This is a genomic window from Oceanobacillus locisalsi (assembly GCF_042675985.1).
GTDB classification, from domain to species: Bacteria; Bacillota; Bacilli; order Bacillales; family Amphibacillaceae; genus Oceanobacillus; species Oceanobacillus locisalsi.
Window position 1 is genome coordinate 41390 of sequence record NZ_JBHTKK010000014.1, and the last position, 16741, is coordinate 58130.

Consider the following 16741-nt stretch of genomic DNA (forward strand, 5'->3'; position numbering starts at 1 on the left):
TGCAGGCGATGGAATTGCACGCTGTTTTAAGTTAGTGAAGCAAGCATTTGACGCTGTTGTTTCTTAACCATTTCCATTTGTTCTTCCAATTGTCTTTGCATTTCTTCCTGACCATGGTCTTCTTTTCTTTCCAGCAGCGTTTGATAGACATCCTCATATTTCCCGTATATATAATAAAGATTTTCTAATTCATGACGAGACAGAAAACGACTCAATTCCATCCTCCCCTTTTCTTTTCACATAATATTATTACTATATGCAAAGGAAGGACATTTTATACCTGATTGTTTCAGATATCGATACGGAGACCATTCATTCTGCCACATGCATCTGATTGATTCCTGTTTCTATACACTTGTTTTTCATCCCTATTCTTCTTCTTTTCTCTCTTTATTTCGTACATACTTCTCCAGCTTATCCAATTCATAAAAGAGCTCTACAATGCTATTGGCAACAGGGAAGACATAATGCCATTTTTCATAGTCTGTACCCTGTAATGCTTCAATCAGATTATTGATTGTTACACTCATTGCTTGTTTTGTCTCTTTTTGCAAGTCTCTGTCCAGGACGATACGATCTTCATACATAAGAAAAACATTTTCACTATAATTATTAATCTCACTGACCAGTTTTTTAATTAAAAACGATTTACCAGCAGCCATCTGTTCAATTTCTTTTAAATTCTTTTCCAGTTCAACAATCAGCGTATGTTTTTTTCGCAATACTTGTATCATTTGTTTATAAATCACAATATTCCGGAAAAACGAGCGGCGTTTTCGAATAAACAGCCTGTTTTTCTCATCCGTAATGATATCAAAATAATCTCTTAACTTATTGATTTGTTTTTCCACATTTCTTTCCTCATCACGGATTTGCGGAACACTCATCGTATTGCTCGGAATAACACGCAGAAGAAAATGAGAACTTTCACTGGCTTCCTTTATCATTTGAAACAGAATCTTTTGATGGTTGGGCGGGTTAACAAATACATTCACTATAAATGCGGAAACAACCCCAATTGCGACCAGGGATACACGCGATAAAATATATACAAAATTAACATGATCGCCTTGACTCGCCACCATCATACTGACAATGGTTAAAACCGTTAAGTTAGTTGTTTTGGTCAATCCCAGTCTTATATTAATCGCAATCGATAAAATGACGACTGCACCGACAGAAATCGGATGGCTGCCAAGTAAGAATACGCCTAAAATGGCGAGTGTTCCTCCTATCGAGTTACCAATAACGACTTCTTTTATATAATTAAAAGATCGCATGATAGAAGGCTGCATCGCTATGACAGACGCAATCGCTGCAATAACAGCATATTGCATATCAAAGATACTGGTAATTAATAACGTCAACGTCACTGCCAGCCCTGTTTTTAACATCCTGGGACCGATATTAAATTCCATTTATCTGCACCTCTCTAGAAGTAGTATACAGCTTTCCTGCAAACATGTCATCAGAAAAACGCAAGCAGATGATACGCTTAAGCATTTCTCCTCATATAGATAAGTCTACACATGTTTTCACGGGTAGGACAAGCAGTTTTATCACGGAGAACCGCCCGTAAAACTCCCGCCTCCAAATAAAGAGAGAAAATCCATTTATTTAGGCGAGAGAGAACGGGTGCTGACTCCCTGAATCACTCAGCTAATCATTCAGTGAGAGAAAAGCAAAACCTCCCGCTGAATAAAGTTTCGTTTTATCTCCGCCCCAGGATATTTAACACAATATTGTCAGTTACACTGTGATAAAGATTCGCAGACCGTTCTGCCTTTTGGAATCTTTACAATTGAATAGACAAATATTTTATCTCCACATACTCATCTATTCCATGGTGGCCGCCTTCCCGTCCAAGACCGCTTTCTTTAAATCCTCCAAATGGGGCTTGTGCGGTTGAAGGCGCACCATCATTAATACCGACAATGCCATATTCCAATTGGTCGCTGACCTCAATGGCTGTCGTCAGATTTTCTGTGAATAAATAGGATGCCAATCCAAAAGGAGAATGATTAGCCCGGGCAATCACCTCTTCCTTGGTTTGAAAGGTTGTAATTGGCGCCAATGGACCAAAGGTTTCTTCCTGCATGCATATCATATCGTCATTTACATTGGTTAAAATGATCGGATCAACTAACAGACCTTCCTTTGCTGTTTCGCCGCCTAGCCATTTTTCGGCTCCTTTACTCAGCGCGTCCTCGACATGATATTGCACTTTTTCAACGGCAGACTGATCAATTAAAGGACCAATATCTACCCCTTCTTTCAAACCGTCTCCAACCTTAAGCTGTGCAACTTTTTCTTTAAATGCCTCTGCAAATTCCTGTTCAATGGATTCGTGCACATAAATGCGGTTGGCACATACACAGGTTTGCCCGGCATTCCGATATTTAGACGCGATGGCTCCATTTACTGCTTTTTCAATATCTGCATCTTCCATGACAATCAATGGAGCATGACCGCCAAGCTCTAATGAAAGTTTCTTCACTGTATCCGCAGATTTTTGCATGAGCAATTTCCCTACCTCGGTAGAACCTGTAAATGATATTTTCCGAACACGTTCATCTTCGAGCCACGCATCACTGATTTCTCCGGAGCTTCCTGTAACGATTTGCAATACATCTTCTGGAATGCCTGCTTCTACCGCAAGCTCTCTCAGCCGGATAGCAGTTAATGGTGTCGCACTGGCCGGTTTTACAACAGCAGTACATCCTGCTGCCAATGCCGGTGCAACTTTCCGGGTAATCATAGCCGCCGGAAAATTCCACGGTGTAATCGCTGCGATGACACCGACCGGCTGCCGGTTAACAACAATCCGTTTATCACTTGCAGTAGCGGGAATCGTTTCACCGTAAAGTCTTTTCCCTTCTTCGGCATACCAGGAAATAAAACTATTGGCATATCGGATTTCACCTGCTGCTTCCTTCACCGGTTTTCCCTGTTCGATGGTCATAATTCTAGCTAATTCTGCTTCATGCTTTTCCACAAGCGCAAACCATTTATTTAATAAAGCACTTCTTTCATATACAGATTGTTTTGCCCAATCCCGAAATGCCTGATGTGCCTTATCAACGGCCTGCACTGCTTCTTCTCTTCCACCTTTTAAAACTGTGTCTACGACGTCACCTGTTGCTGGATTTGTTACTTCAATAACTTCTTTATGATTTGTCATGAAAACACCCTCCAACTTTTATGATATGTTTGCCTATACCCTGATTATACATTTTAAAATCTTCTCTATCACGAAATTAACATTCAAAAAACTCCTGGACAACGTGGGTCATCCAAGAGTTTTTTTTCGAGTTATTTCACGACATAACTGCGCATATGATCGTTTACGCCGGCTAAACAGATTTTTGCCGGATCTTCACTGGTTTGAAGCTGCTTTTCACTTCCGTCTGTCGGCAATGTTTGTTCAAATACATCTTCGTATGTTGCTACAGAAATGCGTTCTCTGTTTTCAAACATCGTTTGATGCACTGCTGTCTGCAAGTGCTCTTTGAATCCTGGCTGCAGTTTGCCGGATAAAAATTCACCAACAGCTCCAGAGCCGTAGCTGTATAAACCGATTATATCTGCTTCTTTTAATTCGTCCTGATTTTCTAATAAAGAAAGCAGACTGAGATAAAGCGAACCAGTATAAATATTTCCAACTTGACGATTGTATTTCGTACTGATTTGATAATTATTCTTTAATCGCTCCTGTGCTTCTTCAGGTACATCTTCAATCACCGTGCGTAATGCTTTCCAGCCCATTTTCGTATATGGCAGATGGAATGCAATCGCAGCAAAATCTGTTAAACTTCTTCCTGTTTGCTCCTGATAGTCTTCCCAAACTTTATGGAAGAAAGCAATGTATTGTTCGTTGGAATACTTGCCATCTACAAAAGCCGTTGAAGAGTATACCGGCCGCCAGAAATCCATAATATCTGCTGTATAATACGTGCTTGTGCTTTCCAATGCAAGTAATCTAGGAGAAGCACTGACTAATATAGCAACTGCACCGGCGCCTTGAGTTGATTCCCCAGGTGTATTTAAACCATAGCGTGCAATATCCGATGCCAATATAAGTACTTTTTTATCCGGATGAAGCGCGATATGTCCTTTTGCCATCTGTATACCTGCTGTCGCACCGTAACAAGCCTGCTTCAGTTCGACAGAACGCGCTTTGGGATTCAACCCTAATAATTGATGAACATAGACAGCAGCTGATTTGGAGTGATCTACGCCAGATTCTGTTCCAAACAGCACTAAATCGATCGCATCTTTATCATCCTCATCTAAGATTTGTTCTGCTGCATTACTTGCTAACGAAACAGGATCCTGTGTAATCGGCGGAACAGCCATTTCTTCCTGCCCCAAGCCGACCGTAAATTTACCCGGGTCAATACCCCGTTCTTCTGCTAAATCATTCATATCTACATACAAATGCGGTGTGTAAAATCCCAGCTTGTCAATTCCAATTTCCACGATGATTCCTACCCTTCTTCTGACTATAATCAAAGTCCTTGTGAGCCTTGATTACACATTAAAATATCTGTTGCCGAAAATGCAATAAATAAATGATAATATACAGGCTGTTTAAATAGCAAACGATATAACGCTTTTTTCGGGAGGATTCATCCGCGAAAAACCGCTCTTTTATTTCACAATAATATCTGTTTTACTATGCCCTTCTTTTGTTTTACGCACTTCGATAGCTGCCGGAAAGACATCTTTCAATTCTTGAACATGGGAGATAACGCCAATCATACGCCCAGACTGCTGCAATTGAATCAGTGCGTCAATGGCTTTTCGTAAGGACTCTTCATCCAATGACCCGAATCCTTCATCAATAAACATGGTTTGAATCACAATATTTCCTTGAAAACTTTGGATAACATCACTCATCCCCAGTGCGAGGCAAAGCGAGGCGTGGAATTTTTCTCCTCCAGACAGCGTTTTTACATCTCTGTTCTGACCTGTATATTGATCATACACGTCCAACCCTAAACCGCTCTGTTTGCCGCGCGCTTCCTGACGATCGCTTCTTATCAAGTAGAATTGCCCATTCGAAAGCTCACGCAGACGTAAATTGGCAGCTTCAATAATCTGATCCAAATACTCCATTTGCAAGTACCGTTCAAAAGAAATCTTTTTGGGATTTTGCCCTCGCAGTGTGTCATATAATTCCGTAACAAGGCTTCTTTTCTTTTCCATCTTCTCCGCCTGAAGATGAAACTCCTGCAGCTGATTTAGATAGAATGTCATATCTTTCTTTTCCTGCTGCAGCTGCTGCAATTTTTCAAGACGTGATGTTGTCTCCTGTTTCCATTTGGCTAAAACAGCTTCGATTTCAGATTCATCCTGCTTGGATTGTCCTTCTAATTTCTTTTCCAGCTCGGAAATGTGTTTCTCCAATTGATAACCTTGTTTCTCGTAATCCCCGAGTCTTTGTTTCACCGATTGATAAGTTGCTTCATCCCATTTTGCTTCCTGGTAAGCCTGTTCTGTAAAACCTGCCTGTTCCAACTTGTCTTGAAATGTTTTTTCCAGCTTTTCTGTTTTCTGCTGTATTTTCGCTTTATTTTCTCTCAGATGATGTACATCTGCGACCCATTTTGTATAAGCTTCATGAACGTTTTTATACTTTTCCTGAACTTCCTTCCAACGCTGTTCCAGTTGTTGCTTTTCCGTCTTTAACTTGTTTATTTCTGCTTCCAAATCAGCAAGCACACGTAAGTTTTCAGGAATCTGTGTTAATTGCTGCTGATAAACAGCCTCTTGACTTTGGTAATCGGATTGCAGCTGATTGACCTGGGTGCTTTTTTCATTCCATTCCTGCTCACTTTTCTTCTGTTCCTGCCGCTCGTTTGCCAATTCTTTTTTGCATTCAGATAAACGGGCTTTAGAACGAGTTAAACAATCCTCTTCCGCTTTTTTCTGTTTTCCTTTTTCAACGATTTCCAAATAACGCTGCTCTGGGTTGGTATCATCTAACTCATGCCGTGCGAGTTCTTCTTTCAGTTCTTTTTTCTCTGTTTGGAAAGCTTTGACATTGGCAGTCTGTTCCCGCCAGGCCGATTCATACTGGTCCATCAGCTTTTTCGCCTGTTCCAGCTCTTCTTTACTGACTGTTGCTTCTTGTATTGCTGCTGGGGAAGGATGTTCCAAACTGCCGCAAACCGGGCATGCTTCTCCAACATGTAAATGCGAGGCCAATACATGCGCCTGATTGGCAAACCATGCCTGTTCCAGCCGGTCATACTGTTCTTTTTGTTGCAGGTAAGCCGTTTCTTTCTCCTTCTGCTCTGCTTCCCCTTTTTGGATTTGTGCTAGTTTATCCCGATATTTTTTCATCAGCATTGCTTGCTCACGCAGGGCAGTTAATTCTTCTTTCACTACACTCCATTTTTCCGCCTCTTTTTCTAATTCCTGTTCTTCTTTTTCTAAGCGTTCCATTTTTTTATACTGTTCTTCCCGGAAGCCTTTCAGTTTTTCAAGCTGTTCTTTTCCTTGTTTGACATCTTCAGCCAGCTTTCTGATGGTTTGTTTTTTTGCTTCTAACTCTTTAACAACAGGCAAAAATCCTTCCAGGCGATTTACTTCGATGGAGAGGTTATCCCGTTTTTCTGCATTTTCCTGCTCCTTCTTAAAATCCTCTTCCACCTGCTGTTTTTGTTTTTCCATTGCATCTTGCTGCGCTTCCAGCTGTTGCAGCCGCTTATTCTCTTCTTGAAATTCTTTGTTTGCTTCATTGCGTTGCTGTTCATAAGGAATAATTAATTTTGCCTGCTCAGCTGCGGATAAGCTTTCTTTTAAAGCCTCCATCTCTTCCGCTTGTTCTTTCCATGTTTTCAGGTTCGCTTGATGCATCTCCAATTCAGCAAAACGTTCATTTACCTGTTTCACTTGAAATAAATGATTTTGCGTACGCTCCTGCTGTTTTGTTGCCTCTTTATATTGGGCATCTACTTCTGTAATAAGACCTTCATTCTTTTCCAATTCTGCCTGCAATGCTTCTATCATTTGATTTGTATTGACATGGTCCCGTTCTGCCAAAGTACGTATGGGAGAACCTTCCGGAAGCTCCAGAGAAAATACTTGGGTCCGCAGCTGTTCCATCCGGTTTACAATACGCTGATTTTCTGTTTCTATGGCTGCTTTTCGTTGCCGGAGCAATTCATTCATATATTTATAATGCTCCGTTTTGAATAAACGTCTTAAAATTTCTTCCTTATTTTCTGTATCGGAAGTAAGCAGTTTACGAAACTCCCCCTGTGGAAGCATCACAATTTGCTTGAACTGATCTGGAGTCAGCCCAATAATAGCTTCTACTTTCTGATCAATTTCGCTTACCATCTGCCTGTCTACACAAGGGACTTCTCCGTCAGCCCGTACTTCGTAAAATTCACATTTATCCCCAGTTTTACTCTTATTTCCTTTTTTCACATGGCCCAGCTGCCGGAAAATACGATACGTTTTATCCTGGATTTGAAAAATCAGTTCCGCTGAAGTATGTATATCCTCATCTGCAAAGTCACTGCGCAGCATACGCTGATCTTCCCTGTCAGAACCGCTCGCTCTCCCATATAATGCAAAAGCAATCCCGTCAAATAAAGTTGTCTTTCCTGCCCCTGTTTTCCCGGAAATAACAAATAAAGTATTTCCCTGAAGCTCAGAAAAATCAATCGTTTCCTTCTCTTTATACGGCCCAAAAGCATTTAAAGTTAAACGTAATGGCTGCATTCTATCCTCACCTGCTTTTTTTGGGTAATCACCAAAATTTATGGTTAGAGTTATTCAATAAGTATGGCTATTGAAACTAGCGGAGGAAAAACACGGAGACTCCTATGGGAAAGCGTAGTGGGAAGACCCCGCAGGAAAAAGCGAACTTCTTTTTTTCGAGGAGGCTGAGCGCAAGCCCATGGAAAGCGTAGTGTTTTTCCGTAGCGGCTTCTGTAATTAACATAAAATTCATTTACCATCCATAGATTTTGGTGAAAAACCCTTTTTTTATCTGGATGCTTTCCGTTATTTGTCTGCATCCTGGATTTCTTGAAATATTTCTTTCATCATCGCATTCATTTCTTCGGAAGCTTCTTGTTCTGTTACTTCCTGATAAAAAGCATCAAATAATTCCATTTCACTCATCCCCGTCTTCGGAGTCTGCTTTTCATCATGACGATTCCTCTCTACAGCTGTTCTTATTCTTTCTACATGCATCGCATTCGGAAAAATAGACCGTACTTTTTCCATCGGAGACAAAACCGGCAGTACATCAAGTAATTGTACAAAAACATAATCTTCGCTCCGAGGCTGGTTATAGATTTCTTCCATTTTCATTTTCACAGAACGAATATCACGTTTCGGAACAAGGCTTTTTTTCTCCACTTGGATAGCGCCTTTTTCATCCAGTTCCACAACCAAGTACCCTTTTTGATGATGTTCTTCAGACAAAGAATACTTCAGGATGGAACCGGAATATCGAATTTTTTCATCCAAAACATAATGCGCCTGATGAAGATGTCCCAGTGCTGTATAATGAAAGTCTTCAAATAAATGCGCATCCACATGTTCTGCACCGCCAATAGACAACGGACGCTCCGAATCACTGGTGTTTTCTTCCGTCCCGCCGGAAGGAGTCACAAAAGCATGTCCGACATAAACATGACGTGCATCTTTGTCCATATTCGCTTTTATCTGCTCAACTAAAAAGGCTGTTGCATCCTGATGACTGCGAATGGTTTCTTCTTGAAATAACGTCTTTACGACACTCGGATCTGCATATGGAACAAGATGAAAATGAACTTCTCCAAATGCATCTGTCAGAACAACAGGTTTGATATGTTCCGATAACTGGCCAATAATATGATAGCCTTTGTCCTTCATCAGACGGCTGCCAAAATGCAGTCTGCCCGGACTGTCGTGATTACCAGAAATTGCCAAAACCGGAATGCCAGACTGATTAACGATTCGATCCAGTGTTTGATCCAATAAATCCACTGCTTCGACCGGCGGAACCGCACGATCATATAAATCTCCGGCAATAATAACAGCATCCGGTTTTTCTTGCTCTACCGCTTCAACAAATGCATCCAGAATATATGCTTGATCTTCTGTCATATAGGTTCCCTGAACTAATTTGCCTAAATGCCAATCTGCTGTATGAATAAATTTCATTTAAAAACCTCCTCGTTCTGCAGGCTGTTGATTTTATATACATACAAAATCACGCTAACATGCTACAGCAATCCCTCTTTTTCTATTAAATAACTATAAGGAATATCAAAAAATATATATCGTTCTTGGGATAATGGATAAGCATATGTTCGAATCAATTCTGAACGCGAGATATCCGTGTATAAATCAGATAAAATACCTTTTTTCTCCATATTCATCCGCATAATATTTTCAAAAAAATAGGGGCGCCAGCTCCAGTTTTTATGCATTCCTTCCTCCATTAACATCCAATTTCCTTCCCCGTCTTTTTCCACATTTGCCGAAACCTGCAGTCCGACACTATTGCAGATATAGATTCGAAAGATAAAGTTTTCGCATCCTTCCGCTAGCCGTAGCAACCATGTATCATCCGGTGTTCGTTTTGTCCGGGAGAGGAAACCGTCAATTGTCCCGTAAACGGTATCCAATAATTCATACTGTGCTTTTGCTTTTTGCTGTTCATACGTCACAAATTCTCTAAAGTACTCTGTTAAGTCATTTTTACAGAAATCTTCTTCTATAAAATCCTGCTGCGGATGCGTCAGATAACTTCCCTGGTAATACTCACCGCCGCTCTGCCAGGCAAAATTCAATTGTTTATAAGACCGGATGCCTTTGAATAATAACGAAGCGCCAATTTTCCTGGATAACATGGAAACGCCAAAGTAAACGTCTTTGTACAAATGCGGCAGCAAATCATCTTTTAAAAAGGATGTATCCACCTTAATTAAAGAAGGATGCAGAATAGCCAGCTGATTCAGACTGCCGCTAGGGTTTGCCAATTCGATGCTGATTTGAACGCCAATTGTTTTTAAGTATTTAATAATATGAATAAATTGATTCGTATTCTCCGGAAGGCAGGTATCTTTGATTTCAAGAATAATGGTATTTAAATCCAATCCTTTTTCCTGAAAATCATGTAATAAATGAATAAATGTTTCTCCATTATCTCGGACAAACAATGCTGCGTCATAATATAAAGTCAGATTCCCTGTAAAATTATCCTGCAATTTCTTTTTTATTGCTTTTTGATGAATATAATGATTTACTTCCAGCCGAAATTCATCCGGAATAGAAGGATCATCAAAGAGCCAGTCTAAACGCTGCTCCTTTTGATTCTCATCTAAAAAGTAAGCAATTACTTCATAACCGCTCACAAGTTGCTTATCTGCACGGATAATCGGTTTATAATAAGGAAGTAATTGTTCTAAATCTATCAAAATATCTAATGGATCCATGTAGACTCCTCCTTCCGTTCATTATAGCATATTCTATTTTGTACTTAATGCTATGACATTTTCTTAAAGAGGATGTTCAAAAAGTCCAATAAAAATGACACGGCGAATTTCTGCGTTGGCTTGCTTTTCCGGTACTCACGTATGTAAAAGCATACGCTCCGTTCCTCAAAGCTGCGCCGCCTTGAACTTCTTGGTCCTATTTATCAGACTTTTTGAACACGCACTTAAAGAGGATACTTAAAACAGCAACATATTATTTGAATTTTATCCAATACTACTATTTGAAATAATTGTCAAGCCTTTTCTGGCACATTTCGACATTTTTCAAAAATATGTAGAAGTTTTCATGAACATTTTGTGAAGTGTTTTTCAATCTCTTGTAATTTAGCCATATGCGTATTAACATTATTCCTGCCATATAGCAATACTTAATTAATTGTGTGTGTTCATTCAAAATTTGGACAACCTCTTATACATAGAGATGTTCAAAAAGTTGTTAAATGTTTTTGACGGGATGAATAATCGCAATGCAGGCGGCCCTGGCAAAAGGTCATTATTTCGCCGTTTATCGTTTAGTATCTTTTTGAATATCCTCTAAAAGTTATCAAACGAAATTCAACATTAAAGGAAGGGGTATCAACATGAAATTAAAGTGGACCTACCTAGCATTTTTAGCAGCTATTACCGCATTTCTTGCAGGCTGCGAACCATTACTTGTACTTGATCCAAAAGGTCCTCAAGCAGATACAACTGCATCAGTGATTTGGATATCGATCATTACAATGTCTTTCATTGTAATTACTGTTTTAGTAATGCTTGTCATTATTTTATTTAAATACCGAGCATCAAAACAAGATCCTGACTATGAACCGCCCCATATTGAAGGAAATAAATATGTGGAAGGAATCATTGTTACCGTTCCAATTCTCATTGTTGCTTTCTTATCCGTCGTTTCTGCCATGTCTATTTATACGGTGGAAAGCGCACCAGAAGGATATGAAGAAGATGAACCTCTTGTTATTTATGCATCGTCTTCCAATTGGAAGTGGCATTTCAGTTATCCGGAACAGGATATTGAAACAGTAAACTATGCTTACATCCCTACGGATCAGAATATAGAGTTACGCTTATATTCACACAGTACCATTTCAAGTTTCTGGGTGCCGCAGCTGGCAGGACAGAAATACGCTATGGCTGATATGACAAACTATTTAAATGTAGTCGCAGAAGAGCCAGGAGAATACGTTGGAAGAAACTCTAACTTTAACGGAGAAGGTTTTGCAGAAAATGAATTCTTAGTAACAGCTGTCCCTCCAAATGAATTTGATTCATGGGTAGAAGATGTTCACAATACTGCTGACCCGTTAACGGAAGAAACATTTGAAGAATTAATAGAGCCTGGACATTTAGGTCAACAGACTTATACTGGTACGCACCAAGAATTTAACCCTGCACCTGAAGGAGAAAACAGTCCTCACGATCACGGTGATGGCGGCGGTCACGGCGGTCATGACCACTAAGGATCTGAATATAACGAAGGAGCTTTCATCATGATTGAATGATTCATGATGAAAGCTGCCTCCGATAATGAAAAAGCAAATTTGCTAAGGAATTAGCAGATAAAGCTTTTTCTTAAGGTGTTTCAAATATCTAAGCTCTAGAAAGGAGTTTCGAATACAAATGGATTTTTTAGATAGATTTTCTATTCCACCCAGTGATGACCCAATGCTTTATGCATCTCTTGTGGCAATTACACTTGTCAGTATTGCAATTGTTGCAGGTCTTACCTATTTCAAAAAATGGGGTTATCTATGGAATGAGTGGTTAACAACTGTTGACCATAAACGTATCGGTATGATGTACATTATTTCTGCATTGCTGATGCTTTTCAGAGGTGGCGCGGACGCCGTTATGATGCGCCTGCAAACGGCCGTTCCTGACAATTCATTCTTAGACGCGCAACATTATAACGAAATCTTTACCACACATGGTGTTGTGATGATTTTCTTCATGGCAATGGCCTTTATTATTGGTATGATGAACTTTGTTGTTCCGCTGCAAATCGGAGCGAGAGATGTGGCATTCCCTCGTTTGAATGCGCTCAGCTTCTGGTTATATTTTGCCGGAGCAATGCTGTTCAACCTGTCCTTCGTGGTCGGAGGATCTCCAGATGCCGGTTGGACGAACTATTATCCACTGGCAGGACCTGAGTTCAGTGAACATGTCGGAGTTAACTACTATAACTGGGCACTGCAAATTTCAGGTATTGGAACACTTATGACAGGGGTTAACTTTATTGCTACGATCATGAAAATGCGTGCACCTGGTATGACATTAATGAAAATGCCAATGTTTACCTGGTCCGCATTAATTACAAACTTGATTATCGTATTTGCTTTCCCTGTGCTAACCATTGCTTTATTAATGGGAACGCTGGACCGTCAATTCTTCACCAACTTCTTCACAACCGGAGACGGCGGTATGGATATGATGTGGGCGAACCTGTTCTGGGTTTGGGGACACCCTGAAGTTTATATTTTAATACTCCCTGCGTTCGGGATTTATTCACAAATTATCTCTACATTCTCAGAACGTAATTTATATGGTTATAAATCGATGGTAGCTTCCATGGTTGTTATTTCCTTGCTTTCCTTCGTTGTATGGGTTCACCACTTCTTTACAATGGGACAAGGTGCATTGACGAACAGTATCTTCTCCATTACGACGATGGCGATTGCCGTACCGACAGGAATTAAGATATTCAACTGGCTGTTAACAATGTGGCGAGGCAAAATCCGATTTACCACCCCAATGATGTATTCCGTGGCATTTATTCCATTGTTTACCATTGGCGGGGTTACTGGTGTTATGCTCGCAATGGCAAGTGCCGATTATCAATATCACAATACCATGTTCTTAGTGGCGCACTTCCATAACGTAATTATTCCTGGTGTCGTATTTGCGATGATTGCTGCGTTCATTTATTACTTCCCGAAAATGTTCGGTTTCATGTTAAATGAACGTATCGGTAAATGGTCATTCTGGAATATCGTTATTGGTTTCTGTCTTGCCTTCTTCCCGATGTATATCACGGGATTAAACGGACAGGCACGGAGAATGTACACGTACTCTGAGTCAGCAGGATTCGGACCGCTAAGTATGTTATCCTTCTTCGGAGCATTACTTATGGCTGTCGGATTTATCATACTTGTCTATAACGTGTACTACAGTTTCCGTTATGCACCAAGAAATGTAGGCGATGACCCTTGGAACGCACGTTCACTTGAATGGGCTACGCATAACCCTGTTCCAGAATATAACTTTGCAATTACACCAAACGTGAATTCCGAAGAAGCGTTCTGGGATTATAAGAAGAATGGACATGACTTATTTAAAGGCGGCATTAAAGACATTCACATGCCAAATAACAGCGGCTGGTCGATTATTTTTGCCGGTATCTTCTTTGTCTTTGGTTTCTTCTTTGTCTTCCATGTATGGACCGGAGTAATTATCTCCTTCTTAGGAATCATCGGTTGTCTGATTTATCGTTCCTTTGAAAAAGACGATGGACATCACATTCATAAAGAAGAAGTCGAAGAAACAGAAAATAAATATGGAGGTGCTAAATAATGAAACAAGATTCTCAAAATCTGCCTCTTGAATATAGCACCGAAACGAATAAAATGAATATCCTGGGATTCTGGATTTTCTTAAGTGCGGAAATCATGCTGTTCGCGACACTGTTCACAACTTACTTCGTGTATGAAGGCCGTGGCGTGGGCAGCGGTCCGTCCGGGCCGGAGATTTTTGAATTGCCGCCGGTATTGATTGAGACATTCGTTCTCCTGACAAGTAGTTTTACGATTGGATTAGCCGTCCATGCCATGCGTATTAAACGTGTGAAAGCAATGATTGTATTCATGGTTATGACGCTTCTGTTAGGCGCAGGATTCCTTGGCGTAGAAATATATGAATTTGTTCATTATTACCATGTTGGTGCAACGTTGCAGACCAGCGGTTTTACCGCAGTCCTTTTAACAACGCTTGGAACACACGGAGCGCACGTAGCGTTCGGCCTGTTCTGGGGAATTATGATTATCATTCAAATCGTGCGTAACGGTTTAAATGCGCAGACAGCGAATAAATCATTTATATTCTCGCTTTATTGGCACTTCCTAGACGTTGTATGGATCTTCATTTTCAGCTTTATTTACTTGAAGGGAATGATGTAACATGAGAGAACTTTTTCCACTAAAGCAGGTTAATGGATATATCTTTTCACTGCTCCTGACTGTGATTGCATTAAGTGTTTATTTCTTTGACATGTCTTTTGCAATGGGATTAACCATTCTGATTGTTACAGCATTTATTCAAGCAGGAGTACAGCTCGTCGTGTTTATGCACGCCGGGGAAAGTGAAGATAAAGCAGGCATCTACCTCCATACCGTTTACGGCGTCGTGATTGCCATCTTAACCATCCTTGGTTCGATGCTGGCAATGATATGGGGATATATGATTTAAAAGATAAAAAGCTCAAGCAGCCTATTTGCTGCTTGAGCTTTTATTTTTGATTTATTTACTCATTTTTTAAGCTATGACTCTTTTCGATTCTTATTGTTCGTATTATCCTCTACAGCAACCAGGAACAGCCCCATAATAAAAATCAACGTTGCTCCCCTTGCCAAGCCGATGCCAATTGCTGTCACAATTGGTACAGCGCTTACAAAATATCCGTATATAAACATCAATGCGCCAATCGTAATTAATGTCCCGCAAAATAGAGACAAGCCTTTTAATAATTTGTTATTCGTTTTCATTATCCTCATCTCCTTTATCTATAGTATGCATTTCGTTCAATAATTTGTCAATAAGTTTGTGTCAATTTATTGAACGGTCTATTTCATCCTTGACTTCATTATGTGTGATTATTTAAACCTTTTCTAATATTCATGGAATTATATGAGAAAAACCTATATACTTAATGCATATTATATTGGAGAATGGGGGATGAAGGATGCGTAAAAAAATATTATCTATTTGTTTTGCACTAATACTTATGATTGGTCTATTGCCTGCTCATGCTTTTGCTCTTGATGTCGAAGATCCTGAGGTGGAAGCTTTTTTAGAATCAATTGATTGGGAAGCAGAGGATTATGAAGAACATCTGGCAGAATACGATTACGAATTAGCTGATTTCGACGATGTAACCGAACTCGGCACACCCACTACCGAAGAAGCACTGGATGAACTTCTTGATGCACATGATTTAACATATGAAGAATTAGAAGAACAATTTCGAGAAGAAGAGTTGCTATTAGAAGGTGAAGAAATTACAGATAGCATCGTATTTATGTTTATTGAAAATGTCGAGATTTTTATCGATCTTATTTCTACGGAATATTCCGATGAGTTTGAGGGCGGTTCTGAAGATGCTTTTGGTTCCCTGGACGAAGAGATGACAGACGAGAATTTAGAAGCACTTGCTCAAGAATATGATTTTCAGTCCATAGAAGAATTAGAAGAGGTTTTCAATGCTTATGAAGACAGCATCAATAATTATACAACATTTGTTGAAGTAGAAAATGCAACAGAATATTATACATCAACGGAAGGTAGTTCCGAATCAAAAACTGACTTGGCCGAAGAAGCAGATTCCAGCCAGGAAGAGAACATCTGGAATACGAATACTGATATTACAGCAGACATGTTCCAGAGTCCTTTTCTAACAGACGATCCGGTTGTTGATATATATACCATGATTTCGATGGTGATAACAGAAGCAATCATGGATTTATAAAATCATTTGAAGACAAATGGAGGAAGAAAACTTCGATAATCAATCTGTTTTCTTCCTCCATCTGTTTTTTAGTCCAATATTATCGCTGCGATTATCCTGTTTTTCAACAGAAATCATGCACCGTTTTTTTCCCTAGTAATTCTCTTATCTCCATCAAATCATATTCTTCTTCTATTTTTTCTTTTATAAATGTCAACACTTCGACTGCTTCAATTTCAAAATAAATTATTTGATTCATTGTTTTTGTTGGTATATATCCATTAAAGACTTCCAGCCACTGCCAAATTTTATAAATAGGTGCTTGAATTACTTTACTCATTCCCAAAAGACTAATGACATACATTTTCATTCACCAACCTTATCGTTCTTTCATTTTATATGTCTTATTATACCTTCTGAATCCATGTAAGGTGTGGAATAAATAAGTAAAACGAATAACAAAGCAAAAACACCTTATTTTACATTTTTTCATCCAAAATTTGTACGAGATTCTCTT

14 protein-coding genes are annotated in these 16741 nt (G+C 39.6%); 5 read left to right on the plus strand and 9 right to left on the minus strand.

Annotated elements, in window-relative coordinates:
* Positions 1-26 precede the first annotated feature (26 nt).
* From ACFQ19_RS12120 to ACFQ19_RS12150, 7 genes are all read right to left on the minus strand, one after another.
* Positions 27-215, minus strand: a complete 189-nt coding sequence (locus ACFQ19_RS12120; protein ID WP_379592411.1) for a hypothetical protein — start codon at positions 213-215, stop codon at positions 27-29.
* Between the two features lie 153 nt (positions 216-368).
* On the minus strand, positions 369-1418 hold the full coding sequence (locus tag ACFQ19_RS12125; RefSeq protein ID WP_379592412.1) for an FUSC family protein: 1050 nt from the start codon (positions 1416-1418) through the stop codon (positions 369-371).
* Between the two features lie 377 nt (positions 1419-1795).
* Positions 1796-3181 carry an NAD-dependent succinate-semialdehyde dehydrogenase gene (locus tag ACFQ19_RS12130; RefSeq protein ID WP_379592414.1) on the minus strand — a complete coding sequence of 462 codons (1386 nt, stop codon included), beginning with the start codon at positions 3179-3181 and terminating at the stop codon, positions 1796-1798.
* 131 nt (positions 3182-3312) lie between these two features.
* Positions 3313-4479: a hydroxymethylglutaryl-CoA synthase gene (locus ACFQ19_RS12135; RefSeq protein WP_379592416.1), complete on the minus strand. Its 1167-nt coding sequence runs from the start codon at positions 4477-4479 to the stop codon at positions 3313-3315.
* Between the two features lie 171 nt (positions 4480-4650).
* Positions 4651-7737, minus strand: coding sequence for an AAA family ATPase (locus tag ACFQ19_RS12140; RefSeq protein WP_379592418.1), 3087 nt, complete (start codon positions 7735-7737; stop codon positions 4651-4653).
* Between the two features lie 285 nt (positions 7738-8022).
* A complete protein-coding gene (locus ACFQ19_RS12145; protein ID WP_379592420.1) occupies positions 8023-9171 on the minus strand; it encodes an exonuclease SbcCD subunit D in 1149 nt (382 codons plus the stop codon).
* Between the two features lie 62 nt (positions 9172-9233).
* Entirely contained in the window at positions 9234-10448 is a 1215-nt protein-coding gene (locus ACFQ19_RS12150) for an EAL-associated domain-containing protein (protein ID WP_379592422.1), read from the minus strand.
* A gap of 641 nt (positions 10449-11089) precedes the next feature.
* On the opposite strand from ACFQ19_RS12150, the gene qoxA reads away from it, so the two are divergent.
* The 4 genes from qoxA to qoxD all read left to right on the plus strand — a co-directional run bounded on the left by qoxA (position 11090) and on the right by qoxD (position 14969).
* Positions 11090-11968: a cytochrome aa3 quinol oxidase subunit II gene (qoxA, locus tag ACFQ19_RS12155; RefSeq protein ID WP_379592424.1), complete on the plus strand. Its 879-nt coding sequence runs from the start codon at positions 11090-11092 to the stop codon at positions 11966-11968.
* A gap of 160 nt (positions 11969-12128) precedes the next feature.
* Positions 12129-14078 (plus strand): cytochrome aa3 quinol oxidase subunit I, encoded by a 1950-nt coding sequence (gene qoxB, locus ACFQ19_RS12160; RefSeq protein WP_379592426.1) that lies wholly within the window; start codon positions 12129-12131, stop codon positions 14076-14078.
* Positions 14078-14680 carry a cytochrome aa3 quinol oxidase subunit III gene (gene qoxC / locus ACFQ19_RS12165; protein ID WP_379592428.1) on the plus strand — a complete coding sequence of 201 codons (603 nt, stop codon included), beginning with the start codon at positions 14078-14080 and terminating at the stop codon, positions 14678-14680. The genes qoxB and qoxC overlap by 1 nt, the downstream gene beginning before the upstream one ends.
* A 1-nt stretch (position 14681) precedes the next feature.
* Positions 14682-14969 (plus strand): cytochrome aa3 quinol oxidase subunit IV, encoded by a 288-nt coding sequence (gene qoxD, locus ACFQ19_RS12170; protein WP_379592430.1) that lies wholly within the window; start codon positions 14682-14684, stop codon positions 14967-14969.
* A gap of 71 nt (positions 14970-15040) precedes the next feature.
* Here qoxD and ACFQ19_RS12175 read toward each other — a convergent pair whose 3' ends face one another.
* Positions 15041-15265, minus strand: a complete 225-nt coding sequence (locus ACFQ19_RS12175; protein ID WP_379592432.1) for a hypothetical protein — start codon at positions 15263-15265, stop codon at positions 15041-15043.
* Between the two features lie 197 nt (positions 15266-15462).
* On the opposite strand from ACFQ19_RS12175, the gene ACFQ19_RS12180 reads away from it, so the two are divergent.
* Positions 15463-16245 carry a processed acidic surface protein gene (locus ACFQ19_RS12180; protein ID WP_379592434.1) on the plus strand — a complete coding sequence of 261 codons (783 nt, stop codon included), beginning with the start codon at positions 15463-15465 and terminating at the stop codon, positions 16243-16245.
* 103 nt (positions 16246-16348) lie between these two features.
* On the opposite strand, the gene ACFQ19_RS12185 is transcribed toward ACFQ19_RS12180, so the two are convergent.
* Positions 16349-16588, minus strand: a complete 240-nt coding sequence (locus tag ACFQ19_RS12185) for a hypothetical protein (protein ID WP_379592436.1) — start codon at positions 16586-16588, stop codon at positions 16349-16351.
* Positions 16589-16741 lie beyond the last annotated feature (153 nt).

What these genes read in the sequence shown, in the direction of transcription:
- ACFQ19_RS12150 (WP_379592422.1), bottom strand. Translation starts at nt 10,448, where the DNA reads ATGGATCCATTAGATATTTTGATAGATTTAGAACAATTACTTCCTTAT.
- qoxA (WP_379592424.1), top strand. Translation starts at nt 11,090, where the DNA reads ATGAAATTAAAGTGGACCTACCTAGCATTTTTAGCAGCTATTACCGCA.
- ACFQ19_RS12140 (WP_379592418.1), bottom strand. Translation starts at nt 7,737, where the DNA reads ATGCAGCCATTACGTTTAACTTTAAATGCTTTTGGGCCGTATAAAGAG.
- ACFQ19_RS12185 (WP_379592436.1), bottom strand. Translation starts at nt 16,588, where the DNA reads ATGTATGTCATTAGTCTTTTGGGAATGAGTAAAGTAATTCAAGCACCT.
- ACFQ19_RS12145 (WP_379592420.1), bottom strand. Translation starts at nt 9,171, where the DNA reads ATGAAATTTATTCATACAGCAGATTGGCATTTAGGCAAATTAGTTCAG.
- ACFQ19_RS12130 (WP_379592414.1), bottom strand. Translation starts at nt 3,181, where the DNA reads ATGACAAATCATAAAGAAGTTATTGAAGTAACAAATCCAGCAACAGGT.
- ACFQ19_RS12125 (WP_379592412.1), bottom strand. Translation starts at nt 1,418, where the DNA reads ATGGAATTTAATATCGGTCCCAGGATGTTAAAAACAGGGCTGGCAGTG.
- qoxC (WP_379592428.1), top strand. Translation starts at nt 14,078, where the DNA reads ATGAAACAAGATTCTCAAAATCTGCCTCTTGAATATAGCACCGAAACG.
- ACFQ19_RS12175 (WP_379592432.1), bottom strand. Translation starts at nt 15,265, where the DNA reads ATGAAAACGAATAACAAATTATTAAAAGGCTTGTCTCTATTTTGCGGG.
- ACFQ19_RS12180 (WP_379592434.1), top strand. Translation starts at nt 15,463, where the DNA reads ATGCGTAAAAAAATATTATCTATTTGTTTTGCACTAATACTTATGATT.
- qoxD (WP_379592430.1), top strand. Translation starts at nt 14,682, where the DNA reads ATGAGAGAACTTTTTCCACTAAAGCAGGTTAATGGATATATCTTTTCA.
- qoxB (WP_379592426.1), top strand. Translation starts at nt 12,129, where the DNA reads ATGGATTTTTTAGATAGATTTTCTATTCCACCCAGTGATGACCCAATG.